This is a genomic window from Sphingomonas sp. LHG3406-1 (assembly GCF_029637485.1).
GTDB lineage: Bacteria > Pseudomonadota > Alphaproteobacteria > Sphingomonadales > Sphingomonadaceae > Sphingomicrobium.
Window position 1 is genome coordinate 1830001 of record NZ_CP069128.1, and the last position, 18087, is coordinate 1848087.

The window sequence follows — 18087 nt, forward strand, 5'->3', positions numbered from 1 at the left end:
TTGGCGGCGACGGTGACCGGCTCCGGGATGCGGTAGAGCTGGAGATCGCCGAGCCGCTCGCGCTGCGCCGTCACCCGGCTTCCGGTGACGACGATCTCGCTGCTGCGCATCGCAATGGCAGGTGGCGGTGGCGGTGGGGGCGCCGGATAGAGCTGGTTGTCAGCGACGCCGCTCTCCGGAACAGCGACTGCGGGGACATCGCTGGTCGTGGCGTGCGGCCAGCAGCGCAGGCGCAGGGGCGACGCGACGGGAGGGGGAACCTGGGTCCGTTCCCGGTTGACACGCCCCGCGACCGCCTGGGTGGTGGCCCCGACGAAGCTGGTGTCGTCGGTGCTGGCAAGGGTTAGCCAAGCCTGCAATTGCAGGCGTCGCTGGTCCGGAGACAGCACCGCCACATAGTCCGCCTGCCAGTCGAATCCCGTCGCGAGATAGGAAAGGGTGACCGTGGCGGTGATCGGCTGACGGGCACGAACCCGCACCGACAGCGTCGGTCGCGCCGACAGGCCGGCGGGCACGCGGTCGTAGATCGGCGTCTCGGACAGCCCCGTGCAGCGCAGCGCCTCAAAGCCGTCGGGGGTCTGGAGCACCACGCCGCTTTGGCTGCCGGTGCGGACGATGGCGTCGACGGTCGTGACCTTGCCGTCCGCTTTGCTGGTCCGGCGGAGCGTCACCCTCTGGCCAAGCGATCGGTCGATCAGGCTTCCGGCCGACAGCAACAAGGCATCGCGGTTGCGTTCGAGCAGGCCTTCAGGAACGCCGCCGACGATAGCACTTTGCGGCACGATGCCGCTGGCGACACCCTCGAACCGGAGCTCCGAATCGCCAGCCGGGATGGAGATGGTGCGGGTCTCGCTGATCAGGGCATAGCCGTTCAGCCAGCGGAGGTTCGGACGCGCGTTGCCGCGGTCAAGGTCGCGATAGACGGTCACTCCCACCCGCTCCGGGGCGGGGGAGACGACCGGCACCTGCGCTGCTGCCGGAACGGCCAGCGTCGCGAGCAGCAAAGGCCCAAGAGCGCGCATGGCGCGGCGCGCCCTAGTAGCGCGTGTCGAAGGTGGCGGTGACGGCGGCTTCGCCATTGGCCGGCACCTCGACCCGCCACAGCGCTTCGTCGGCCGAGCGCCGCTCGCTCTTCTGCGATTCGGCGAGGATTCGCGTGTCGCCCCACAGGCCGCTCTGGACCAACTGGATGGTCACAGGCGTCGGCGAGGCATTGGTCAGCTTGTAGCGCATGGCGGTGCGCCAGCGGCTGCCGTTCGAATTGACGCGGGTGCGTTGTTCGACTGTCGGCTGCACCTTGATGTCGAAGGCCTGGCTGGTGGTGAGGCCGAGATCACTGCCCATCGGCGTGTGGCCGATCCGCGATTCGCCGACAAACTGCGGCGTGCCGTGGCTGTCGCGCTGGTAGACACGCACGGTGCCGGCCGGAAGCGCGTCGCCAAGCCCCTGCGCACGCCCGGTTGAGAATCGAAGCACGCTGTTGACGCTGACCGGCTGGTCGGACGAGCCGAGCCAGCCGTTGCGATATTCATAGGCTCGCTGGGCCGGGGCGCCGGACACGTCGAGGAAGCTCACCTGCTTCTGCTGCGCCTGCGCGATCGTCGTCCGCTGCGGCAGCGGGTAGAGGTAGAAGTCGCCTAGTCGCTCGCGCGCCGCGGTCTCGATGCCCGCCTCTCGCAAGGGCGGCGGCGGCGGGAAGGTCCGGCCATATTGCGGCTCTCCGGTGCCGACCGAGCCGGCGACCAGCACCACCTCGGCATTGCGGTAGGCGGTGCCGCTCTGGTTGTTGAGCGTGATCCAGCCCTGGACGTCCATCCGCCCGGCATTCTCGTCAAACAGGGCGACATAATCGGCTTCCCAGGCCAGCCCGGGCGTGAGGTAGGTGAGCGTCACCGGCTGGCGACCGGCGCGGGGCGCGGTGAGGGTCACCGACAGCGTCGGTCGGGGACGCAGCCCTTCTGGCACCTTGTCGAAGATGACCCGGACCGGAAGGCCGTCGTCGCGCAGCACTTCGATGCGCTCGCCGATCTGCAGCACGACGCCGCCGTTCGCCGCCAGTACGCGGGCGCGCTCGCGGGTCTCGGCGCCCGTGGCGGGATTGATTCGCACAAGCGTGATTGTCTCGCCCACCGCCTTCTGCATCAGCGCCGCGGGCGACAGCAGGTCATAGTCGAAATTCTGCTCGACGATGCCCAGGCCAGCGCCGTTGAGGGTCACCGTTTCGGCGCGGATTCGGGCGGAGACGTCGGGGAACTCCTGGCGCGAACGGCCCGCGGGAAGCGACAGGTCGCGGCGGTCCTGCACCAGGGCGAGGTCGTTGTTGTAGATGGTGACCGCGACGTCGCCCTGGGCGCTCGCCTCGGGCGCCGGAATGGTCTGCGCAGCGACCGGAACTGCGGCTGCCGCCGCCAGGAGACCCAGGACCAACCGCATGCACAAGCTCCTTTCTCAAGCAGAGAAGAAGCTTGTGACATTATTACATGAGCGTCAACTGAACGATGTCCGGCAACGCCTCGCCGTGGCTTCCCGGTCGCGCCGGAGCGAGTGCAACGGAAAACGGCGGCCGCCCCGAGGGTGACCGCCGCATTCCAGCTTGCAGGTGTGGATCGAAGGCGCCGGCTCAGGCGGCCGGAGCGACGCCCTCGTCATTGTCCTCGACGCGCGGACGGCGGGTGCGGCGGCGCGGACGCGGCGCCTCCTCCGCTTCGTCGGCGACCTCGGCAACAGGCCCGATCGCCGGCGGCAGGAAGTCGGCGATGCCGGTCGGTGCCTCTTCCGCGGCGACCACTTCCTCATCCTCACGCGGGCGACGCTCGAAGCGCTCCCGGCGGGGACGATCCTCGCGCGGCCTTTCGTCCCGGGGACGATCCTCCCGCGGACGATCCTCGCGCGGCCGCTCGTCACGAGGACGATCGTCACGCGGGGCGCGCTCGCGACGCTCGTACCGCTCGCCGCGCTCGGCACGCGGCTGACGGTCCTGACGGTCGGAACGGTCCTGGCGCTGCTCGGAGACTTCCTCCTCGCCCTCGCCATCCATCAGGTCCTCGTCGCCCTCATCCTCGTCGTCGTCGTTGCGCGGACGCTGATCCTCGAAGCGGGAGCGGGTTTCACCCAGCACGCGGAAATAATGGTCCGCGAACTGGAGATAATATTCGGTCTGGACGCGGTCGCCGGCAAGCTGTGCGTCACGCGCCATGTTCTTGTACTTCTCGAGCAGCTGCGCGGCATTGCCGCGGCTCCGCTGGTCGCGGCTGTTGCCGCCACCACCGCCGCCGCCGCCTCCACCGAGACCCTGCGGACGCTGACCCCCACGACCGCGACGGCGGCCGCCCTGGCGATTGTTCATCAAGCGTATCGTTCCTTGAACACTGGCGCCGAACACATCCTCGAAGCGCGTGAGCTGCGATGCCGGGACACGAACCGCTCGTTGCCCGGTGCCCCTTGTCGTCGTCGGTGTCGCGCCAGAAGGTGCGGAGCCAAGCGATTTCAGCGGGGGTCGCCTCGGTCGGCCGTCGAGGCGGACCGGTGCTTCCCCTGATGTAGCGAGAGCGCAGGCCTTTTCCAAGCCCCTATCGTCAAGCCTTGATCAGCAAGGCGCGCGAACGGCCGGCAAGGTCGCGGGCGATCTGCGGCTCGAGCCCTTGCGCAACGAACAGGGCAGAGGCGCTTTCGGCCTGATCGTAGCCGATCTCGATGGCCGCCAAACCACCCGGTTCGAGCAGCCGGGCGATCTCAGGCGCGAGGCGGCGATAGTCATCGAGCCCGTCCAGGCCCGCGAAGAGTGCCATGGCAGGCTCATGCTCGGCGACGCCGGGGCCGAGCTCGCTGTTTTCGGCGATATAAGGCGGATTGCAGAGCAGGAGATCGAAGCGCTCGGTCACGGTCTTCGCCCAGTCGCCACGACGGAAGTGAGCGCGCGGGGCGAGACCGAGCCGCCCGGCATTGCGCCGGGCATAGGCGAGCGCGTCGTCACTGGCGTCGATGCCGAGCCCGGTGGCGCGCGGCCACTGGTCGAGCGCCGCGAGCAGCAGCGTACCGGGACCGGTGCCGAGGTCGAGGATCCGGTGCGGGCCGTCCGACTTGCCGAAATGCTCGATGGCGGCGGAGATCAGCGTCTCCGAATCCGGCCGCGGGATGAGCGCACCGGGTCCGACTTCCAGTTCGATATTCCAGAAGGCGCGACGGCCGATGATGTAGGCAACCGGTTCCCCGGCGCAGCGACGCTCGAGATAGTCGTCGAACGAAGGCGGGATCGGCGTGGCGGGCGGCCGCAGCAGAAGTTCGTCGCGCTCGATCCCGTAGGCGTGGGCGAGCAGCAGTTCGGCATCGAGGCGCGGCGTGTCGGTGCAGTCGGGAAGCCGGCGCGCGGCGTCGGACAGGGCGCGCTCGACGGCCTTCACCGGCATGGCCGGCCGAGCGTCACTGCTCTTCCAGTCCCGCCAGCCGCTGCGCTTCGTCCTCGGCGATCAGCGCGTCGGTGAGCTCACGAAGACCCGGGCCTTCGAGGATCTCGGGCAGCTTGTGCAGGGTCAGGTTGATGCGGTGATCGGTGACTCGACCCTGCGGGAAATTGTAGGTGCGGATCCGCTCGGACCGGTCGCCGGAGCCGACCATCGACTTGCGAGCGCCGGCGCGCTCCGACGCGAGCCGCTCGCGCTCCAGCTCGAACAGCCGGGTGCGAAGCACCTTCAGCGCCTTCGCCTTGTTCTTGTGCTGGCTCTTCTCGTCCTGCTGGATGACGACGAGGCCGCTCGGGAGGTGGGTGATGCGGACGGCGCTGTCGGTGGTATTGACCGACTGGCCGCCGGGCCCGCTCGACCGGTAGACGTCGATGCGCAGGTCCTTGTCGTCGATCTGGACGTCGACTTCCTCGGCCTCAGGCAGGACGGCCACGGTGGCGGCGCTGGTGTGGATTCGCCCGCCGCTCTCGGTTGCGGGGACGCGCTGGACGCGGTGGACTCCGCTTTCGAACTTAAGGCGGGCGAAGACGCCATTGCCGTTGATGGAGGCGACCGCTTCCTTGTAGCCGCCGACTTCCGACTGCGAGGCGCTGATCAGCTCGAACTTCCAGCCATGTTCGTCGGCGAAGCGCTGGTACATGCGCAGGAGGTCGCCGGCGAAGAGAGCCGCCTCGTCGCCGCCCGTGCCGGCGCGCACCTCGAGCATGGCGGCGCGTTCGTCGGCACTGTCCTTGGGCAGGAGCTGGACGGCGAGCGCGCGCTCGGCCCTGGGCAGCTGCTCCTCGATCGACGCCAGTTCCTCCGCCGCCATGGCGCGAAGCTCCTCGTCCCCGTCGCGGGTCATGGCCGACAGGCTCTCGCGCTCGGCCCGGAGCCGGCGAACCTCGCGCGCAGCTGCGGCGACCGGCTCGATCTGCGCATATTCCTTGCTGAGACGGACGAACACGTCGGGCGCGAGATCGCCGGAGGCCATGGCCTCGGACAATTCCTGCCGCTTCGATTCGATCTGCGCGATCCGCTCGGAGGAGATCTGGGTCATGCGGAAAGATCCGCGGACCCGCGCTGGAACAGCTCTCCGGCCTTGGTCGCCTCGGGGCTGGCTTCGTCCAGCAGCTTGAAATTGGCCGTTGGCACGCCGTCACGCAGGTCGAAGCTGATGAGGGCGGGCGGGCTGCCCTTGAGCGCGCGCTGGAAGCGCTTGCGCGGGCTGCCGGTCACGAGCGCCTCCGCCGGCACGCCATGACGGCGAAGCTCGACGGCGAAGCGGACGGCATCGGCCTCGCGGGCGACATTCTCCGCGACCACCGCAACCGGCTGCACGATCACCGGCGCGTCGATCAGCATACTCAGCCGCTCGATCCCCGCCGCCCAGCCGATCGCGGGCGTGTGCGGGCCGCCGAGAGCTTCGACCAAGCCGTCGTAGCGGCCGCCCGCCAGCACCGTGCCCTGGCTCCCGAGCGCGTCGGTGACGAACTCGAACGCGGTGTGGCGATAATAGTCGAGGCCGCGGACCAGACGTGGCGCGCGCTCCCAGGCAACTTCGGCGGCGTCGAGGCCAGCGGTGACGGCGGCGAAGAAGTCACTCGCCTCTGCGGTGAGGAAATCGTCGATTACGGGCGCCGAATCCACGATCGGCCAATCCTGATGCGCCTTGCTGTCGAGGATCCGGACCGGATTGCGGTCGAGCCGGTCGCGGCTGTCCTCGCTGAGGTCGGCACGATGGGCGGCAAAATGTGCGTGCAGCGCGTCGCGCCAGGCGGCACGCGTCGCCGGGTCGCCGAGCGTGTTCAACTTGCAGACGACATTGCCGCCGATGCCGAGTTCGCGCAGCAGCTGGTCGGCGAAGCAGAGCACCTCGACGTCGGCCTGCGGCTCGGCTGCCCCGAGAATTTCAGCGTCGAGCTGGTGGAATTGGCGGAAGCGGCCCTTCTGCGGGCGCTCGTAGCGGAAGGCGGGGCCATGGGTGGCGACCTTGAGCGGCGCGAACTGCTGCCACCCCTCGGTGAGGAAGGCGCGGGCAATTCCGGCGGTGAACTCCGGCCGCAGGGTGACGCTGTCGCCCGAGCGGTCGTCGAACGTGTACATCTCCTTGGAGACGACATCGGTCGTCTCGCCGAGCGAGCGGGCGAAGACGGCGGTAGGTTCGAGCACCGGCACCTCGACCCGCCGAAAGCCGAACAGGCGGCGGACGCGGTCGAAGGCGGCGACGACCGCGTGGAAACGATCGGCTTCCTCGCCGAGGAGCGATTGCATGCCGCGGACGGGCTGGGGCGTGATGTTCTGGGCCATGAAAGTTGCGTGCGCCACTAGCGGGTGGCGGCGCGGCTGGCTAGGCGGGCGCGCATGCGTCACTTTGTTCTGCTGGCCCTGCTGGTCACCGCTTCGCCCCTCGCCGCCCAACCGGCGGGCAATTCCGCGCCGCAGCCGGTGCCCATTGCGACCACCATCCCCGCCGCCCGCGACGTGCCCTACCCCGGGACGATGCGGCTGGACGTCGATGTCAGCGACCTTGGCCAGGGCATCTGGACGATCCGCCAGACCATCCCTGTCGCCCAGCCTGGACGGATGACCCTGCTCCTGCCGCAGTGGCTGCCCGGAAATCACGCGCCTCGCGGCGAGATGGAGAAGATCGCCGGCCTCGTCTTCCGTGCCGGTGGGCGAGTCATTCCTTGGGTTCGCGACGACGTCGACATCTACGCCTTCCATCTCGACGTCCCCGCCGGCGCGCGCGAGATCGAGGCGAACTTCCAGTTCCTCACCCCGACCGAAGGCAATCAGGGCCGTATCCTGGTCACGCCGAACATGCTGAACCTCCAGTGGGAGGACGTATCGCTCTATCCCGCGGGCTATTTCACCCGCCGCATTCCGGTTACGGCGAGCGTCACCTATCCTGCCGGCTTCACCGCCGCGACCGCGCTTCGCCCGACGGCGACCAGGGGCGGCCAGGTCACCTACGGCACCGTCAGCTACGAGACGCTGCAGGATTCGCCGGTCTTCGCCGGGCGCCACTTCCGCCGCGACGACCTCGGCCAGAACGTCTTCCTCAACACGGTCGCCGATACGCCCGACGAACTGGCGGTCAGCCCGGAGGTGCTGCAGAAGCACCGCAACCTCGTCACCCAGTCATTGAAGCTGTTCGGCGCGAAGCATTTCGACCATTACGACTTCCTCCACGCCATCACCGACGAGATGGGCGGGATCGGGCTCGAGCACCACCGGTCGAGCGAGAACCAGAACGATCCGGGCTATTTCAAGGACTGGCAGGCGAGCCTGCCAGATCACAACCTGCTGCCGCACGAATTCGTGCACAGCTGGAATGGCAAGTTCCGCCGCCCGGCCGAGTTGTGGACGCCGGACTTCAAGACGCCGATGCGGGACAATCTCCTCTGGGTGTACGAAGGGCAGACCCAGTTCTGGGGCCACGTGCTCGAAGCGCGCTCGGGCATGTCGACCAAGCAGGAAGTGCTCGACAAGCTGGCGATGATCGCGGCCAGCCTCGACATTCGCCGCGGCCGCGAGTGGCGGGCGCTGGTCGACACCACCCATGATCCGATCATCGCCGCCCGCCGGCCCAAGGGCTGGGTCAGCTGGCAGCGGAGCGAGGATTACTACAACGAAGGGCTGCTGATCTGGACCGAAGCGGATGCGATCATCCGGCAGGGCACCAACAATGCCCGCGGCATGGACGATTTCGCCAAGTCCTTCTTCGGTATCCGCGACGGCGACTGGGGGGTAGTGACCTACCGCTTCGAGGACGTGGTCGCGGCCTTGAACGCAGTCCATCCCTACGACTGGCGCGGCTTCCTCGTCAGGCGGGTCTACCAGCCGTCGAGCGAGGGTGCTCCGCTGGAGGGCTTCACCCGCTCCGGCTACCGGCTTGACTATGGCGAGGAGCCGACCCCGGCGCAGGCCGCTTTGCTCAAGGTGAGCCGGGCGACCGACCTCGTCTACTCACTCGGCATGAGCCTCGATCGCGAGGGCAAGATCACCCAGGTCATCTGGGGCAGCCCGGCATTCAAGGCCGGGCTGACCAGCGGTCAAACCGCGGTCGCGGTCGGCGCGAAGGCCTATTCGGACGGCGCCATCAAGGCCGCCGTCACCGCCGCCAAGGGCGGCAAGGCCCCGATCGCCCTGACGATCAAGCGCGGGGACAATGTTCGCACCGTCCCCCTTTCCTGGAACGGCGGCCTTCGCTATCCGCGCTTCACCAAGGTGGGCAGCGGGCGGGGCGCCCTCGACATCCTTCTGGAGCCAAAGTGAACCTAGACCTCGTGCCAGCGGGCGCCAATCCGCCCGAATCCATCAATGTCTTCATCGAGGTCCCGATCGGCGGCGAGCCGGTGAAGTATGAGCTCGACAAGAAGTCGGGCGCCATCTTCGTCGACCGCATCCTCCACACGGCGATGCGCTACCCGGCCAATTACGGCTTCATCCCGCACACGCTGGGCGAGGACGGCGATCCGCTGGACTGCCTGGTCATGAATCGCTGGCCTTTCATGCCTGGCTGCGTCGTGCGCGCGCGGCCGGTCGCGGTGCTGTTCCTCGAGGACGAGGCAGGCGGCGACGAGAAGCTGCTGGCGGTCCCCGACCTCAAGACCACTCCTTATTACGAGGGGATCACCGAAGGCGACGACCTGCCGAAGATCGTGTTCGACCAGATCGCGCACTTCTTCACCCACTATAAGGATCTCGAGCCCGAGAAGTGGACGCGCGTCGGTCATTGGGGCAATGCCGAGGACGCCAAGAAGGTCATCGTCGACGGTCTTGAGCGGGCGAAGCGCGAGGGGTTCTAGACCCCTCGCTCCCACCTCTCATTCGTCGGGTCGTCCGCCCTGCTGCCCCTGCCGGATCGTCTGGCGGACGAAGCGCAGCGGCACGAACAGCTTGCGGAAGGTGATCCCGACGGTGCGCCCGATCGGCTCCAGCCGGTCCGCCTGATAAGCGAACGGAATGACGTTGCCGGCGCCGCCCGACACGTCGGGCCGTGCGTTGAAGATGTTGTTCACCTCGAACCGGACGGTGGTTCCGCGGAAGAAGGGCGCCCTGGTCACGAGATCAAGCCGCTCGCCGAGGTTGGCGAACAGGCGCAGATCGAAGGTGGCGTAAGGCGAAAAGCGCAGGTCATCCCCGGCGGAACTGACCCTGGTTGCGCTGCGCCAATTGCCCTGCAGCCGCGCCCCCAGGCCATTGTTGTAATAACCGCTCTCGATCTCGACGAGGTGTCGCGCCCGGCCCCCGGCCGATCCCGTCGCCTCGCCATCGAGATAGTCGAGCACCGGCAAGCCGGGGCCGATCACCAGCTCGTCGGTGAAGGTGAGCGTGTGGGTGGCCGAAAAAGTCATGCGCCCGCCGCGCCCGCCGCCGCCAAACCGCCCGCCGCCGCCGAAGCGGGGCCCGCCACCAACTCCAGCTCCGGGGCCCGCGCCGGCTCCACCGGCCGGAGGCGGCCCGCCCTCCCGGGCCACCACGGCCGGTTCGCCCGAGCCGGGCGCCGGCGTCGGCGGGGTACCCGCCGGAGCCGTGCTCCCCGGAGCCTGCTGCCCACCCGGAACGATGCCCGACTGCCGCGCCCGGTCGACCAGGCGGTTGATCGTCTGCGGCGACGGACGCTGCGTGCGCAGGCTCTTGGTGAAGTCGAAGCCCCAGCGCAGCGTCTCGCGCCTGGAACGCTGCGCATTGACCGGGCGCAGGTCGACGGCGGTCAGCTGGCCCGTGGAGTCGCGCTGGAATCGACCCGGAAAGGCCGTCTGCAGCGACGACGTCACCGCCGGAAAGCTGATCTGCGGGTTGTCGATCGTCTGGCGGACATATTCCGCCCGCAGGCGCAGGTCCGGGTCTTCCAGCGGCTGCCAATTGCCGCCGATCTTGAACACGTTGCGGCGATCGGATTCGAGATCGGGATTGCCGCCGGTCAGGGTCCGCACCGCGACCGTCTCGCCGCGCACCGCGTCGAAGAAGGGCACGCCGCTGGTCTCGAGCAGGGGATCGCCGAGCTGCTGCAGCGACGGCGCACCTTCCTCGCGGGTCCAGCTCGCGATGATATTGGCACGCGGCGCCGGCGACCAGCTGAAGCCTGCTCCGAGCGTCGTCAGCGTTCCAAAGTCGCTCAGGTAGGTCACACCACCGTTGAAGTTGGCGGTGAGCCGCCCGATCGCCGAGGCCCGCTCGGTGAGCGGCAGATCGACGTTGGCCGAGCCCTCAACCGCCCGGCGATTGAGGTCGGCGTCGGACGGGATGCCGCTTCGCCGGCTGCGGCTGTCGATTCCGAGCGCGCTTGCCCCCACCTTCAGCGTGACGTTGGCGGTGCCGGCCGGAAGTGCGAGCAGCGGGCCGTTGGCCGTCCCGTCCAGCACCAGCGACTGGCGGGTCGAACGGCTGAGATCGCCGGTCAGCTCGGTATCGGATTCGCTGCGCACGACTTCGGCATTGCCGGTCGCAGACAGGCGCCAGCGCCCCGCCTGCTTGTTGAGCGCACTGCCGACACCGAGCGTGTCGGTGGTGGTGCGACGGCCGAGGAAGTCACCGTCGAGGAGTCCGAGTCCACTCGTCCCACGCCGGCGCTCGACCTCCCCGGTGAGCGTTCCGTTGAACTGGTCGCCGAGAGGACGGCTGATGGTCCCGGTCAGCCGGGCGGACTGGCCGGCGCCGCTCAAGGTTCGGAATGGGCGGCTGTCGGCCGGCTCGCCGACCCGCTGGGCGATGTCGCGCTCGCTTTCGTAGAGCGGATTGTTGCCTTCGACGCGAAGATTGCCCGAGGTGCGGGTATTCTCGTTGATCAGGAGCTTGCCGACATCGGCCCGTCCGGCCGAATAGCCGCCGTCCGTCGCGATCCGTCCGCCGACCTCCACCGAAGTGGAATTGAAGCGCCGGCGGAGCACGATGTTGATGACACGCTGGTCGGCGGCATAACCATATTTGAGCGCGACCTCCTCGGGCAGGATCTCCATCCGCTGGATCGCTTCGGGTGGAACGTCGCGCAGCTCGCGGAAGCCGGAGATGCGCTGGCCGTTGAGCAGCACGACCGGCTGCCCGCCGCCGCGTCCCCGGGCGCTGCCGGTCTGGGAAGCGACGGACGCAAGCAGTTCGGAGATGCTGGTCGCTCCGGTCGCGCGAATGTCGCGGCTGTCGAGCACGTTCTCCGGCGGGATGTTGCCGACGACGGAGCCGCGGGGGCGGGAACCCGTAACCGTGATCTCCTGTTCGAACTCTTCCTCCTCATCGGCGGCGGGCTGGGGCTGCTCGGCGTCAACCGGCTGAGCCTGCTCGGTGCTCGGGGGCTGCGGGGGGGCGCTCTGCGCGAAGGCCGGGACGGTGACGAGGGCCGCGGAGGCATACAGGATATGGCGTTTCATCGGGGGCTCAACATCCATGGGTAATGAAGGTGCCGTGCCGGCTTGCCCCCCTGCGCTGAACCTTCCATGTCTTGCCACCCCGCCTTTCGACCAACGGGAGTCATGACTTGATCAACGGATTGCGTTCTCTGGCCCTTGCCTCCGTGTTGCTCGGCGGCTGCAGCACGACACTCCCGGGCTCAGGTCAGATGGCGGCAGCGCCATCCACGGCACCGGCGACCTTTCCGGCCGTGGTCACGCCCGCCTATGGCGGTCCTGTCGAAGAGCGCGTGGTCAGGGCTGCCGACCGTATGATGGCGCGCGACAGCGCGCTGAATGCGGTGATCGCCATCAGCCCCGATCATCGCAACCAAGCCACGGCACTGGACCGCGCACCGCGCAGCGGGCCGATGTTCGGCATGCCGGTGCTGGTGAAGGACAATGTCGAGATCGCCGGTCTCCCTACGACTGCCGGAAGCCTTGCGCTGGCTGGCAACGTCACTGGCCGCGATGCACCGATCATTGCGCGCCTCCGCCAAGCCGGCGCCGTGATCCTGGGCAAGACCAACCTCAGCGAATGGGCCAACATCCGCTCGACCGGCAGCATTTCGGGCTGGAGCGCGGTCGGCGGGCAGACGCGCAATCCCTATGCGCTCGACCGCAATACCTGCGGCAGTTCGAGCGGAAGCGGGGCGGCGGTCGCAGCGGGCTACAGCGACTATGCGATCGGAACGGAAACCGACGGATCGATCACCTGCCCGGCCAGCATGACCGGCGTGGTCGGCCTCAAGCCCACGCTCGGCCTGGTCTCGCGCACCCACATCATCCCGATCAGCGAATCGCAGGACACCGCCGGTCCGATGACCCGCACCGTGCGGCAGGCGGCGGAGTTGCTGACGGTGATCGCCGGCAGCGATGCCGCTGATCCCGCCACCAGGGAAGCGGATGCCCGCCGCGCCGACTATGTTGCCGGCCTTTCTCCCGATGCGCTCAGGGGCAAGCGGATCGCCGTGCTGCGTTTCGCCGCCGGCTTCGGCACGGACGCGCTGTTCGAACAGGCGGTCGCTGCGCTGAAAGCCGCGGGTGCCGAGATCGTGGAGGTGAAGGCGTTCAAGCCCACGGGCGACTTCGGGAACGACGAATATCAGGTGCTGCTCACCGAGTTCAAAGCCGGACTGAACGCCTATCTGCAAGACAGCCCCGCCGCCGTGCCAAGGAGCCTTGCGGAGGTCATCGCCTTCAACTCGGCCAATGGCGCGCGCGAAATGCCGCTGTTCGGGCAGGAGATCTTCGAGGCGGCCGAGAAGACCAGGGGACTGAGCGATCCGGCGTATCGCAAGGCCCGGGCCAACAGCCTCAGGACCGCCAGCGCCGACCTCGACCGGCTACTGAAGGGCGTGGATGCGGTCGTCTTCCCGACCCGTCCGGCGGCGTGGAAGATCGATGCGGTGCATGGCGACGTCTCGCCAGGCGGCAATGGCATCGGCTCGATGGCGGCGGTCGCGGGCTATCCGCATCTCACCGTTCCGATGGGGCTGATCCGCGGGCTTCCGGTGGGCCTCAGCTTCGTCGGGCCGAAATGGTCGGACGGGCGGCTGCTCGCCTTCGGCCACGCCTATGAGACGGTGCGCGGCGCCCTGCCCGTCGCCCACTTCCTGCGGAGCATCGAAGAGTCGCCCGAGATCGCTCCGGCGCTGGAACCGCAGCGCAACCGCCTGAACGCCGGCTAGGCGGTCAGCTTTAGCCCGGCGATGGAGGCAACGATGACGAGAATGAGGAGCAGGCGGATGGTGGTGGATGGTTCGTCGAAGAAGGCCATGCCGACCACCACCGTCCCGATCGCCCCGATTCCGCCCCAGACGGCATAGGCGGTCCCCATCGGGATCTCGCGGGCGGCGCGTTCGAGCAGCATCATCGAGGCGGTGACGCTGACCAGGAAGGCAGCCGTCCACGGCAGGTTGCGGAAGCCGTCGACGAAGCGGAGCGAGGTGGTGAAGCCGACCTCGAACAGGCCGCCGAGGATGAGCAGGAACCAGGCCATCAACTTGCTCCTTCGACCACTGGCGAGACATGACGCGGGCGTCGGCTGGCAAGGAGGCAGCCGGCGACGATCAGGCCGGTCCCGATCACCGTCGTGACGCTCAGCCCTTCGCCGTAGAAGATCGCGCCGAGCAGCACCGCCCACAGGAAGGCGCTATATTCGATCGGCACCAGTGCCTGCGCTTCCTCCTTGCCATAGGCCCAACTCAGCAGCGCAAGACTGCTGATGGTGAGAAGCGCGCTGAGCGCCAGGAACGGCCATTCGCCCGGGGCCGGAACCAGCCGCAGCGAGGGCGCGAACAGGAGTGCGACCGGAAGCGCCAGCAGCAGCCAGCTTCCCGAGATCAGGGTCTGGAAGAAGGCCACCTCCGAGGGGGTCGCGACCTGGCTCTGCTGGCGCATCAGGATCAGGTTCCAAGCATAGAGGCCGGCCGAGAAGAAGATGGCGAGGACGCCGTCGAGGTGCCGCTCGCCGGGCGCGCCGATCCGGGCCGCGACCAGCACCATCATGCCAACAAGGCCGAGCAGGGAGGCAAATGTGCTCCGCCGGCTGATCGTCTCGCCGAGCAGGACGGCGGCAAGGTAGAGGGCGATCAGCGGCGCGACGAAGCTGAGCGCGATCGCCTCGGCCATGGGCAGGCGGGCGAGACCGTAGAACCAGGTCACCGCCATCACCGCCCCGACCGCGCCCCGCATCAGGTGGAAGCGGAACGCCGGCCGGCTCGGCCAGCGCTCCCGCGAGACGAGATAGAAGGGAGCCGAGACGAACAGGCCGAAGAACTGGCGCCAGAGCATGGCAACATAGGCGCCGAGCACCGCCGCCATCCCCTTCATCGCCGCATCCATGCCCGCGAACAGCGCGATGCCCAGCGCCGCGGCGGCGAACGGGAGGAGATGGCGGTGCCGCGACATGGCTTCCGCCTAGCTGCTCACGGGCTTGTTGCAACCCGGGCGATCAGTTGCGGGCGGCGGGAATCCAGATGGTGCAGGAAAGCGCAGGGACGAGCCTCGAGCCATCAGCCATTCGCGTGCGCTGAAAGCAGCCGACAAGGGGGAACTCCCGGCTGAGCCAGCTGCCCTCCTCCGGCGGAGACTGCTCTTAAGCGCGTACGTTCCTGTTCTCGAGGAAAGACCAGAGGTCGCGCGCGGGCTGCCCGGTGCAGATGTACTTGTGCTCGCCTTTCTCAGTCGCGGCCTGCTCACCCTCAACCGCCTGTTCGAGACAGGCTTCGATGAGGGCGGGCATCCGCTCCGGAAAAGCCTGCTGCTGGGCCGGTTCCAAGTTGGCGAGGAAGGCGAGAATGAGCATGGCGGAAGGTTAGTGGCTCACGATGGCAACGCAAACGGGCGGGTTACCGCAGGGTCATGACGTCACCGCGCACGGTGACTTCGCTGAAGCGGGCGAGGAAGCTCTGGCCGAGGAGGTTGGTGCTTGCGCCGTCGATCACCACGGCAGGCATGGCATTGGCCGTCTTGTCGCCGAGCCTGACGCGGTCGAGGCTGACGACCTTGCCGGTGAGCGCGCCGCCGGCCCCTTCGCCAACATAGCTGTTCTGCGCGGCGGAGAGCGGAACGCCGGCGCGGAGGGCGTCCTCCTCGGTCATGGCGACGCCAGTCGCGCCGGTGTCGATCATGAATTCGAGCGTGGTGCCGTTGACCTCGACGTCGGCGTAGAAGTGGCCATTCCCTTGCCGGGTCAGGCGCACCTCCCCGTCGTCTGCGATCTCGCTACGGCTCGATCCCCAGCCCTGTGCCCCGCTCGTCCGCGGCTCTGGTACCGGGAGAGGGGCCGCGGCAGCGTTGGTGGTTTCGCCGCGTGACGGTCCCCGCGCCGGCATCAGCACGCCGACCAGGGTTGCGACGACGACGATCCCGATTGCGGCCCGGAACATGGCGCCGAACCTAGGCGGGATGCGGTAAAGAAAGGGTGCCTATTCGGCGGCGACCGGCTGGCCTGCGGCCTCGGAGGCGGCAGTGGCGGCCTCGATCTCGGCCGCCTTCTGCTCGACCAGAGCGACGATGTGGTCGATCATGCCCTCGTCCTGCACATGATGGTCGGTGACCCCCGACAGGTAGACCATGTGCTTGCCGTTGCCGCCACCGGTGACTCCGATGTCGGTCTCACGGGCTTCGCCGGGGCCGTTCACCACGCAACCGAGCACCGACAGGCTCATCGGCGTGCGGATGTGCTGCAGGCGCTCCTCCAGTTTCTCGACCGTGCGGATAACGTCGAAACCCTGGCGGGCGCAAGAGGGGCAGGAGATGACGCGGACGCCGCGGTTGCGGATGCCGAGCGCCTTCAGCAGCTCGTAACCGACACGGACCTCTTCCTCGGGCTCGGCCGAAAGGGAGACACGGATGGTGTCGCCGATGCCGCTCCACAGCAGCATGCCGAGGCCGACCGAGCTCTTGACGGTCCCGCCGATCAGCCCACCCGCCTCGGTGATGCCGAGGTGCAGCGGACAGTCGACCTGAGCGGCAAGCTCGGAGTAGGCGGCGACGGCCAGAAACACGTCGCTGGCCTTTACCGCGACCTTGTACTCGCGGAAGTCATGGTCCTCGAGCAGGCGAATGTGGTCGAGCGCGCTTTCGACCAGCGCCTCCGGGCACGGCTCGCCATATTTTTCGAGCAGGTCCTTCTCAAGGCTGCCGGCATTGACCCCGATGCGGATCGCGCAGCCATTGGCCTTGGCGGCGCGGACGACTTCGGCGACGCGCTCGGACGAGCCGATATTGCCCGGGTTGATGCGCAGGCAGGCGGCGCCGGCATCGGCGGCCTCGAGCGCGCGCTTGTAGTGGAAGTGGATGTCGGCAACGATCGGCACCTTGGCCGCGCGAACGATCTCACGCAGGGCAGCCGTGCTTTCGACGTCGGGGCAGGAGACGCGGACGATGTCGGCCCCGGCCTCCTCGCAGCGGCGAATCTGGTCGATGGTCGCCCGTGCGTCCGACGTCAGCGTGTTGGTCATGGTCTGGACGGTGATCGGCGCATCGCCGCCGACCGGCACGTTGCCGACCATGATCTGGCGGCTTTGGCGGCGTTCGATGTGGCGCCAGGGACGAAGCGAAGACATGTCAGTCATATAGAGCCGGTCGGTGACGGAACCAAGGCGGGCTTTCGCGGGTCCCTGCGCGCCGCTAAGGAGCCGCCGTGCCGATCTTCCGCTTCCTCGCAGCGCTGCTTGCGCTGACCGCCGCCGCGCCAGCCGCGGCCTATTGGGAATATACCCACCGCCTGGTCGCCAGCATCGCCTGGGCCGAGATCCAGCCCGAGACACGGGCCAGGCTCCGGGCCCTGATGCGCGAAGGCCATCGGCTGGAGACCCCGGAATGCCCGGTCGGTACGCTGGAGGATGCGAGCGTCTGGGCCGACTGCATCAAGCCGCTGGGCGACCGCTTCAGTTATCAGTCGAGCTGGCACTATCAGAACGTAAACATCTGCAAGCCGTTCAGCCTGCAGGGCGCGTGCAAGGACGGCAATTGCGTATCGGCGCAGATCGAGCGCAACGCACGACTGCTGGCGGACCGGAAGCTGCCGGTGCGGGACCGGGTCATGGCGCTGGCCTACCTCACCCACTTCGTCGGCGACCTCGCCCAGCCGATGCACGGCGGCGACCGCGGCGATCTTGGCGGAAACCAGGTCCCGGTGACGTACGGGATCGTCGCCGGGCGGACGAATCTCCACGGCATCTGGGACGGCTGGATCCCCGAGCGGGCAGTCACCTCTCCTCCGAGCGGGGTGAAGGGGCTGCTGGGCGGCGTCACACCGGCGCAGAAGGCGGAACTGGCCGGCGGGACGGTCGAGGACTGGAGCCGCAAGGCGTGGGAGAATGCCCGCACCCATGCCTACACCAGCGCGCTCGGCGATCCCTGCCGCGAGCGGGCCAAGGACGAGCGCGGCGAGGTGACCGAGGCCGAGGTCCAGGCGATGATCCCGGCGGTTCGCCAGCAGGTTCTCGCCGGCGGGCTGCGGCTCGCCCGGATGCTCGACGATGCGGTGTTGCGGGGCGTCGCGCCGGAACGGCGGCGCGGCGGCGACTAAGCACGTTAATCATTCTGAACAAGGTCACGAAGGTCACCGGTGGCGGCCTTCCGGCCCGACTGCCGGTCCCGGCCCCTCGAGGCGTCGATGGGAAGGCAGGCGGGCGAAGACAAATCGCGGCATCAGAAGAGCTTAGCCCATCTGGTTCGTGTAGGACAGGGGCGAGGTCAGCCGCGCTCCTTCGCCCTCCAGTCCGCAGCTGCTCCCTCCGACC

General features: G+C 68.4%; 16 protein-coding genes (1 of these 16 only partly in view). 4 read left to right on the forward strand and 12 right to left on the reverse strand.

Going from position 1 to position 18087, the window contains the following annotated elements; all coding sequences use genetic code 11:
- The 6 genes from JOY29_RS08880 to hisS form a co-directional block, all read right to left on the reverse strand.
- Window positions 1-1022: the 5' portion of a hypothetical protein gene (locus JOY29_RS08880; RefSeq protein WP_300973164.1), read on the reverse strand. Its footprint begins 496 nt before the window's first position; 1022 of the gene's 1518 nt are visible here — the first part of the coding sequence; it begins with the start codon at window positions 1020-1022; its stop codon lies off the left edge, out of view.
- Window positions 1023-1035: 13 nt separating this feature from the next.
- Window positions 1036-2433: a DUF4139 domain-containing protein gene (locus JOY29_RS08885; RefSeq protein ID WP_300973165.1), complete on the reverse strand. Its 1398-nt coding sequence runs from the start codon at window positions 2431-2433 to the stop codon at window positions 1036-1038.
- Window positions 2434-2620: 187 nt separating this feature from the next.
- Entirely contained in the window at window positions 2621-3346 is a 726-nt protein-coding gene (locus JOY29_RS08890; protein ID WP_367280012.1) for a DUF4167 domain-containing protein, read from the reverse strand.
- Window positions 3347-3575: 229 nt separating this feature from the next.
- The gene (prmC, locus tag JOY29_RS08895; RefSeq protein WP_300973167.1) at window positions 3576-4406 is read right to left on the reverse strand and encodes a peptide chain release factor N(5)-glutamine methyltransferase; all 831 of its coding nucleotides are present in this window, start codon (window positions 4404-4406) and stop codon (window positions 3576-3578) included.
- A gap of 13 nt (window positions 4407-4419) precedes the next feature.
- Window positions 4420-5499, reverse strand: coding sequence for a peptide chain release factor 1 (prfA, locus tag JOY29_RS08900; RefSeq protein WP_300973168.1), 1080 nt, complete (start codon window positions 5497-5499; stop codon window positions 4420-4422).
- A complete protein-coding gene (gene hisS / locus JOY29_RS08905; protein ID WP_300973169.1) occupies window positions 5496-6749 on the reverse strand; it encodes a histidine--tRNA ligase in 1254 nt (417 codons plus the stop codon). Before hisS ends, prfA begins: the two co-directional genes overlap by 4 nt.
- A gap of 54 nt (window positions 6750-6803) precedes the next feature.
- On the opposite strand from hisS, the gene JOY29_RS08910 reads away from it, so the two are divergent.
- Window positions 6804-8720, forward strand: a complete 1917-nt coding sequence (locus tag JOY29_RS08910; RefSeq protein WP_300973170.1) for a peptidase M61 — start codon at window positions 6804-6806, stop codon at window positions 8718-8720.
- Entirely contained in the window at window positions 8717-9253 is a 537-nt protein-coding gene (gene ppa, locus JOY29_RS08915) for an inorganic diphosphatase (RefSeq protein ID WP_300973171.1), read from the forward strand. Before JOY29_RS08910 ends, ppa begins: the two co-directional genes overlap by 4 nt.
- An 18-nt stretch (window positions 9254-9271) precedes the next feature.
- On the opposite strand, the gene JOY29_RS08920 is transcribed toward ppa, so the two are convergent.
- Window positions 9272-11812, reverse strand: a complete 2541-nt coding sequence (locus JOY29_RS08920) for a TonB-dependent siderophore receptor (RefSeq protein ID WP_300973172.1) — start codon at window positions 11810-11812, stop codon at window positions 9272-9274.
- 188 nt (window positions 11813-12000) lie between these two features.
- Here JOY29_RS08920 and JOY29_RS08925 point away from each other — a divergent pair, with 188 nt between their 5' ends.
- The gene (locus JOY29_RS08925) at window positions 12001-13521 is read left to right on the forward strand and encodes an amidase (protein ID WP_300973173.1); all 1521 of its coding nucleotides are present in this window, start codon (window positions 12001-12003) and stop codon (window positions 13519-13521) included.
- Here the strand turns inward: JOY29_RS08925 and JOY29_RS08930 are convergent.
- The 5 genes from JOY29_RS08930 to ispG all read right to left on the reverse strand — a co-directional run bounded on the left by JOY29_RS08930 (window position 13518) and on the right by ispG (window position 16905).
- Window positions 13518-13832, reverse strand: a complete 315-nt coding sequence (locus tag JOY29_RS08930; RefSeq protein WP_300973175.1) for a multidrug efflux SMR transporter — start codon at window positions 13830-13832, stop codon at window positions 13518-13520. The two genes, JOY29_RS08925 and JOY29_RS08930, sit on opposite strands and share 4 nt — an antisense overlap.
- Window positions 13832-14743: a DMT family transporter gene (locus JOY29_RS08935; protein ID WP_300973177.1), complete on the reverse strand. Its 912-nt coding sequence runs from the start codon at window positions 14741-14743 to the stop codon at window positions 13832-13834. The genes JOY29_RS08930 and JOY29_RS08935 overlap by 1 nt, the downstream gene beginning before the upstream one ends.
- Window positions 14744-14930: 187 nt before the next feature.
- Window positions 14931-15140 (reverse strand): hypothetical protein, encoded by a 210-nt coding sequence (locus tag JOY29_RS08940; protein ID WP_300973178.1) that lies wholly within the window; start codon window positions 15138-15140, stop codon window positions 14931-14933.
- Between the two features lie 43 nt (window positions 15141-15183).
- Complete coding sequence (locus JOY29_RS08945) at window positions 15184-15723, reverse strand: TIGR02281 family clan AA aspartic protease (RefSeq protein ID WP_300973179.1); 540 nt, start codon at window positions 15721-15723, stop codon at window positions 15184-15186.
- Window positions 15724-15762: 39 nt separating this feature from the next.
- Window positions 15763-16905 carry a flavodoxin-dependent (E)-4-hydroxy-3-methylbut-2-enyl-diphosphate synthase gene (gene ispG / locus JOY29_RS08950; RefSeq protein WP_300973180.1) on the reverse strand — a complete coding sequence of 381 codons (1143 nt, stop codon included), beginning with the start codon at window positions 16903-16905 and terminating at the stop codon, window positions 15763-15765.
- A 77-nt stretch (window positions 16906-16982) separates the two neighbouring features.
- Here ispG and JOY29_RS08955 point away from each other — a divergent pair, with 77 nt between their 5' ends.
- The gene (locus JOY29_RS08955) at window positions 16983-17873 is read left to right on the forward strand and encodes a S1/P1 nuclease (RefSeq protein ID WP_300973181.1); all 891 of its coding nucleotides are present in this window, start codon (window positions 16983-16985) and stop codon (window positions 17871-17873) included.
- Window positions 17874-18087: the final 214 nt, after the last annotated feature.

Coding starts and splice junctions, on each gene's coding strand:
- JOY29_RS08935 (WP_300973177.1), bottom strand. CDS start 14,743: ATGTCGCGGCACCGCCATCTCCTCCCGTTCGCCGCCGCGGCGCTGGGC.
- ispG (WP_300973180.1), bottom strand. CDS start 16,905: ATGTCTTCGCTTCGTCCCTGGCGCCACATCGAACGCCGCCAAAGCCGC.
- JOY29_RS08885 (WP_300973165.1), bottom strand. CDS start 2,433: ATGCGGTTGGTCCTGGGTCTCCTGGCGGCGGCAGCCGCAGTTCCGGTC.
- JOY29_RS08945 (WP_300973179.1), bottom strand. CDS start 15,723: ATGTTCCGGGCCGCAATCGGGATCGTCGTCGTCGCAACCCTGGTCGGC.
- prfA (WP_300973168.1), bottom strand. CDS start 5,499: ATGACCCAGATCTCCTCCGAGCGGATCGCGCAGATCGAATCGAAGCGG.
- hisS (WP_300973169.1), bottom strand. CDS start 6,749: ATGGCCCAGAACATCACGCCCCAGCCCGTCCGCGGCATGCAATCGCTC.
- JOY29_RS08890 (WP_367280012.1), bottom strand. CDS start 3,346: ATGAACAATCGCCAGGGCGGCCGCCGTCGCGGTCGTGGGGGTCAGCGT.
- prmC (WP_300973167.1), bottom strand. CDS start 4,406: ATGCCGGTGAAGGCCGTCGAGCGCGCCCTGTCCGACGCCGCGCGCCGG.
- JOY29_RS08920 (WP_300973172.1), bottom strand. CDS start 11,812: ATGAAACGCCATATCCTGTATGCCTCCGCGGCCCTCGTCACCGTCCCG.
- JOY29_RS08930 (WP_300973175.1), bottom strand. CDS start 13,832: ATGGCCTGGTTCCTGCTCATCCTCGGCGGCCTGTTCGAGGTCGGCTTC.
- JOY29_RS08910 (WP_300973170.1), top strand. CDS start 6,804: ATGCGTCACTTTGTTCTGCTGGCCCTGCTGGTCACCGCTTCGCCCCTC.
- JOY29_RS08925 (WP_300973173.1), top strand. CDS start 12,001: ATGGCGGCAGCGCCATCCACGGCACCGGCGACCTTTCCGGCCGTGGTC.
- JOY29_RS08940 (WP_300973178.1), bottom strand. CDS start 15,140: ATGCTCATTCTCGCCTTCCTCGCCAACTTGGAACCGGCCCAGCAGCAG.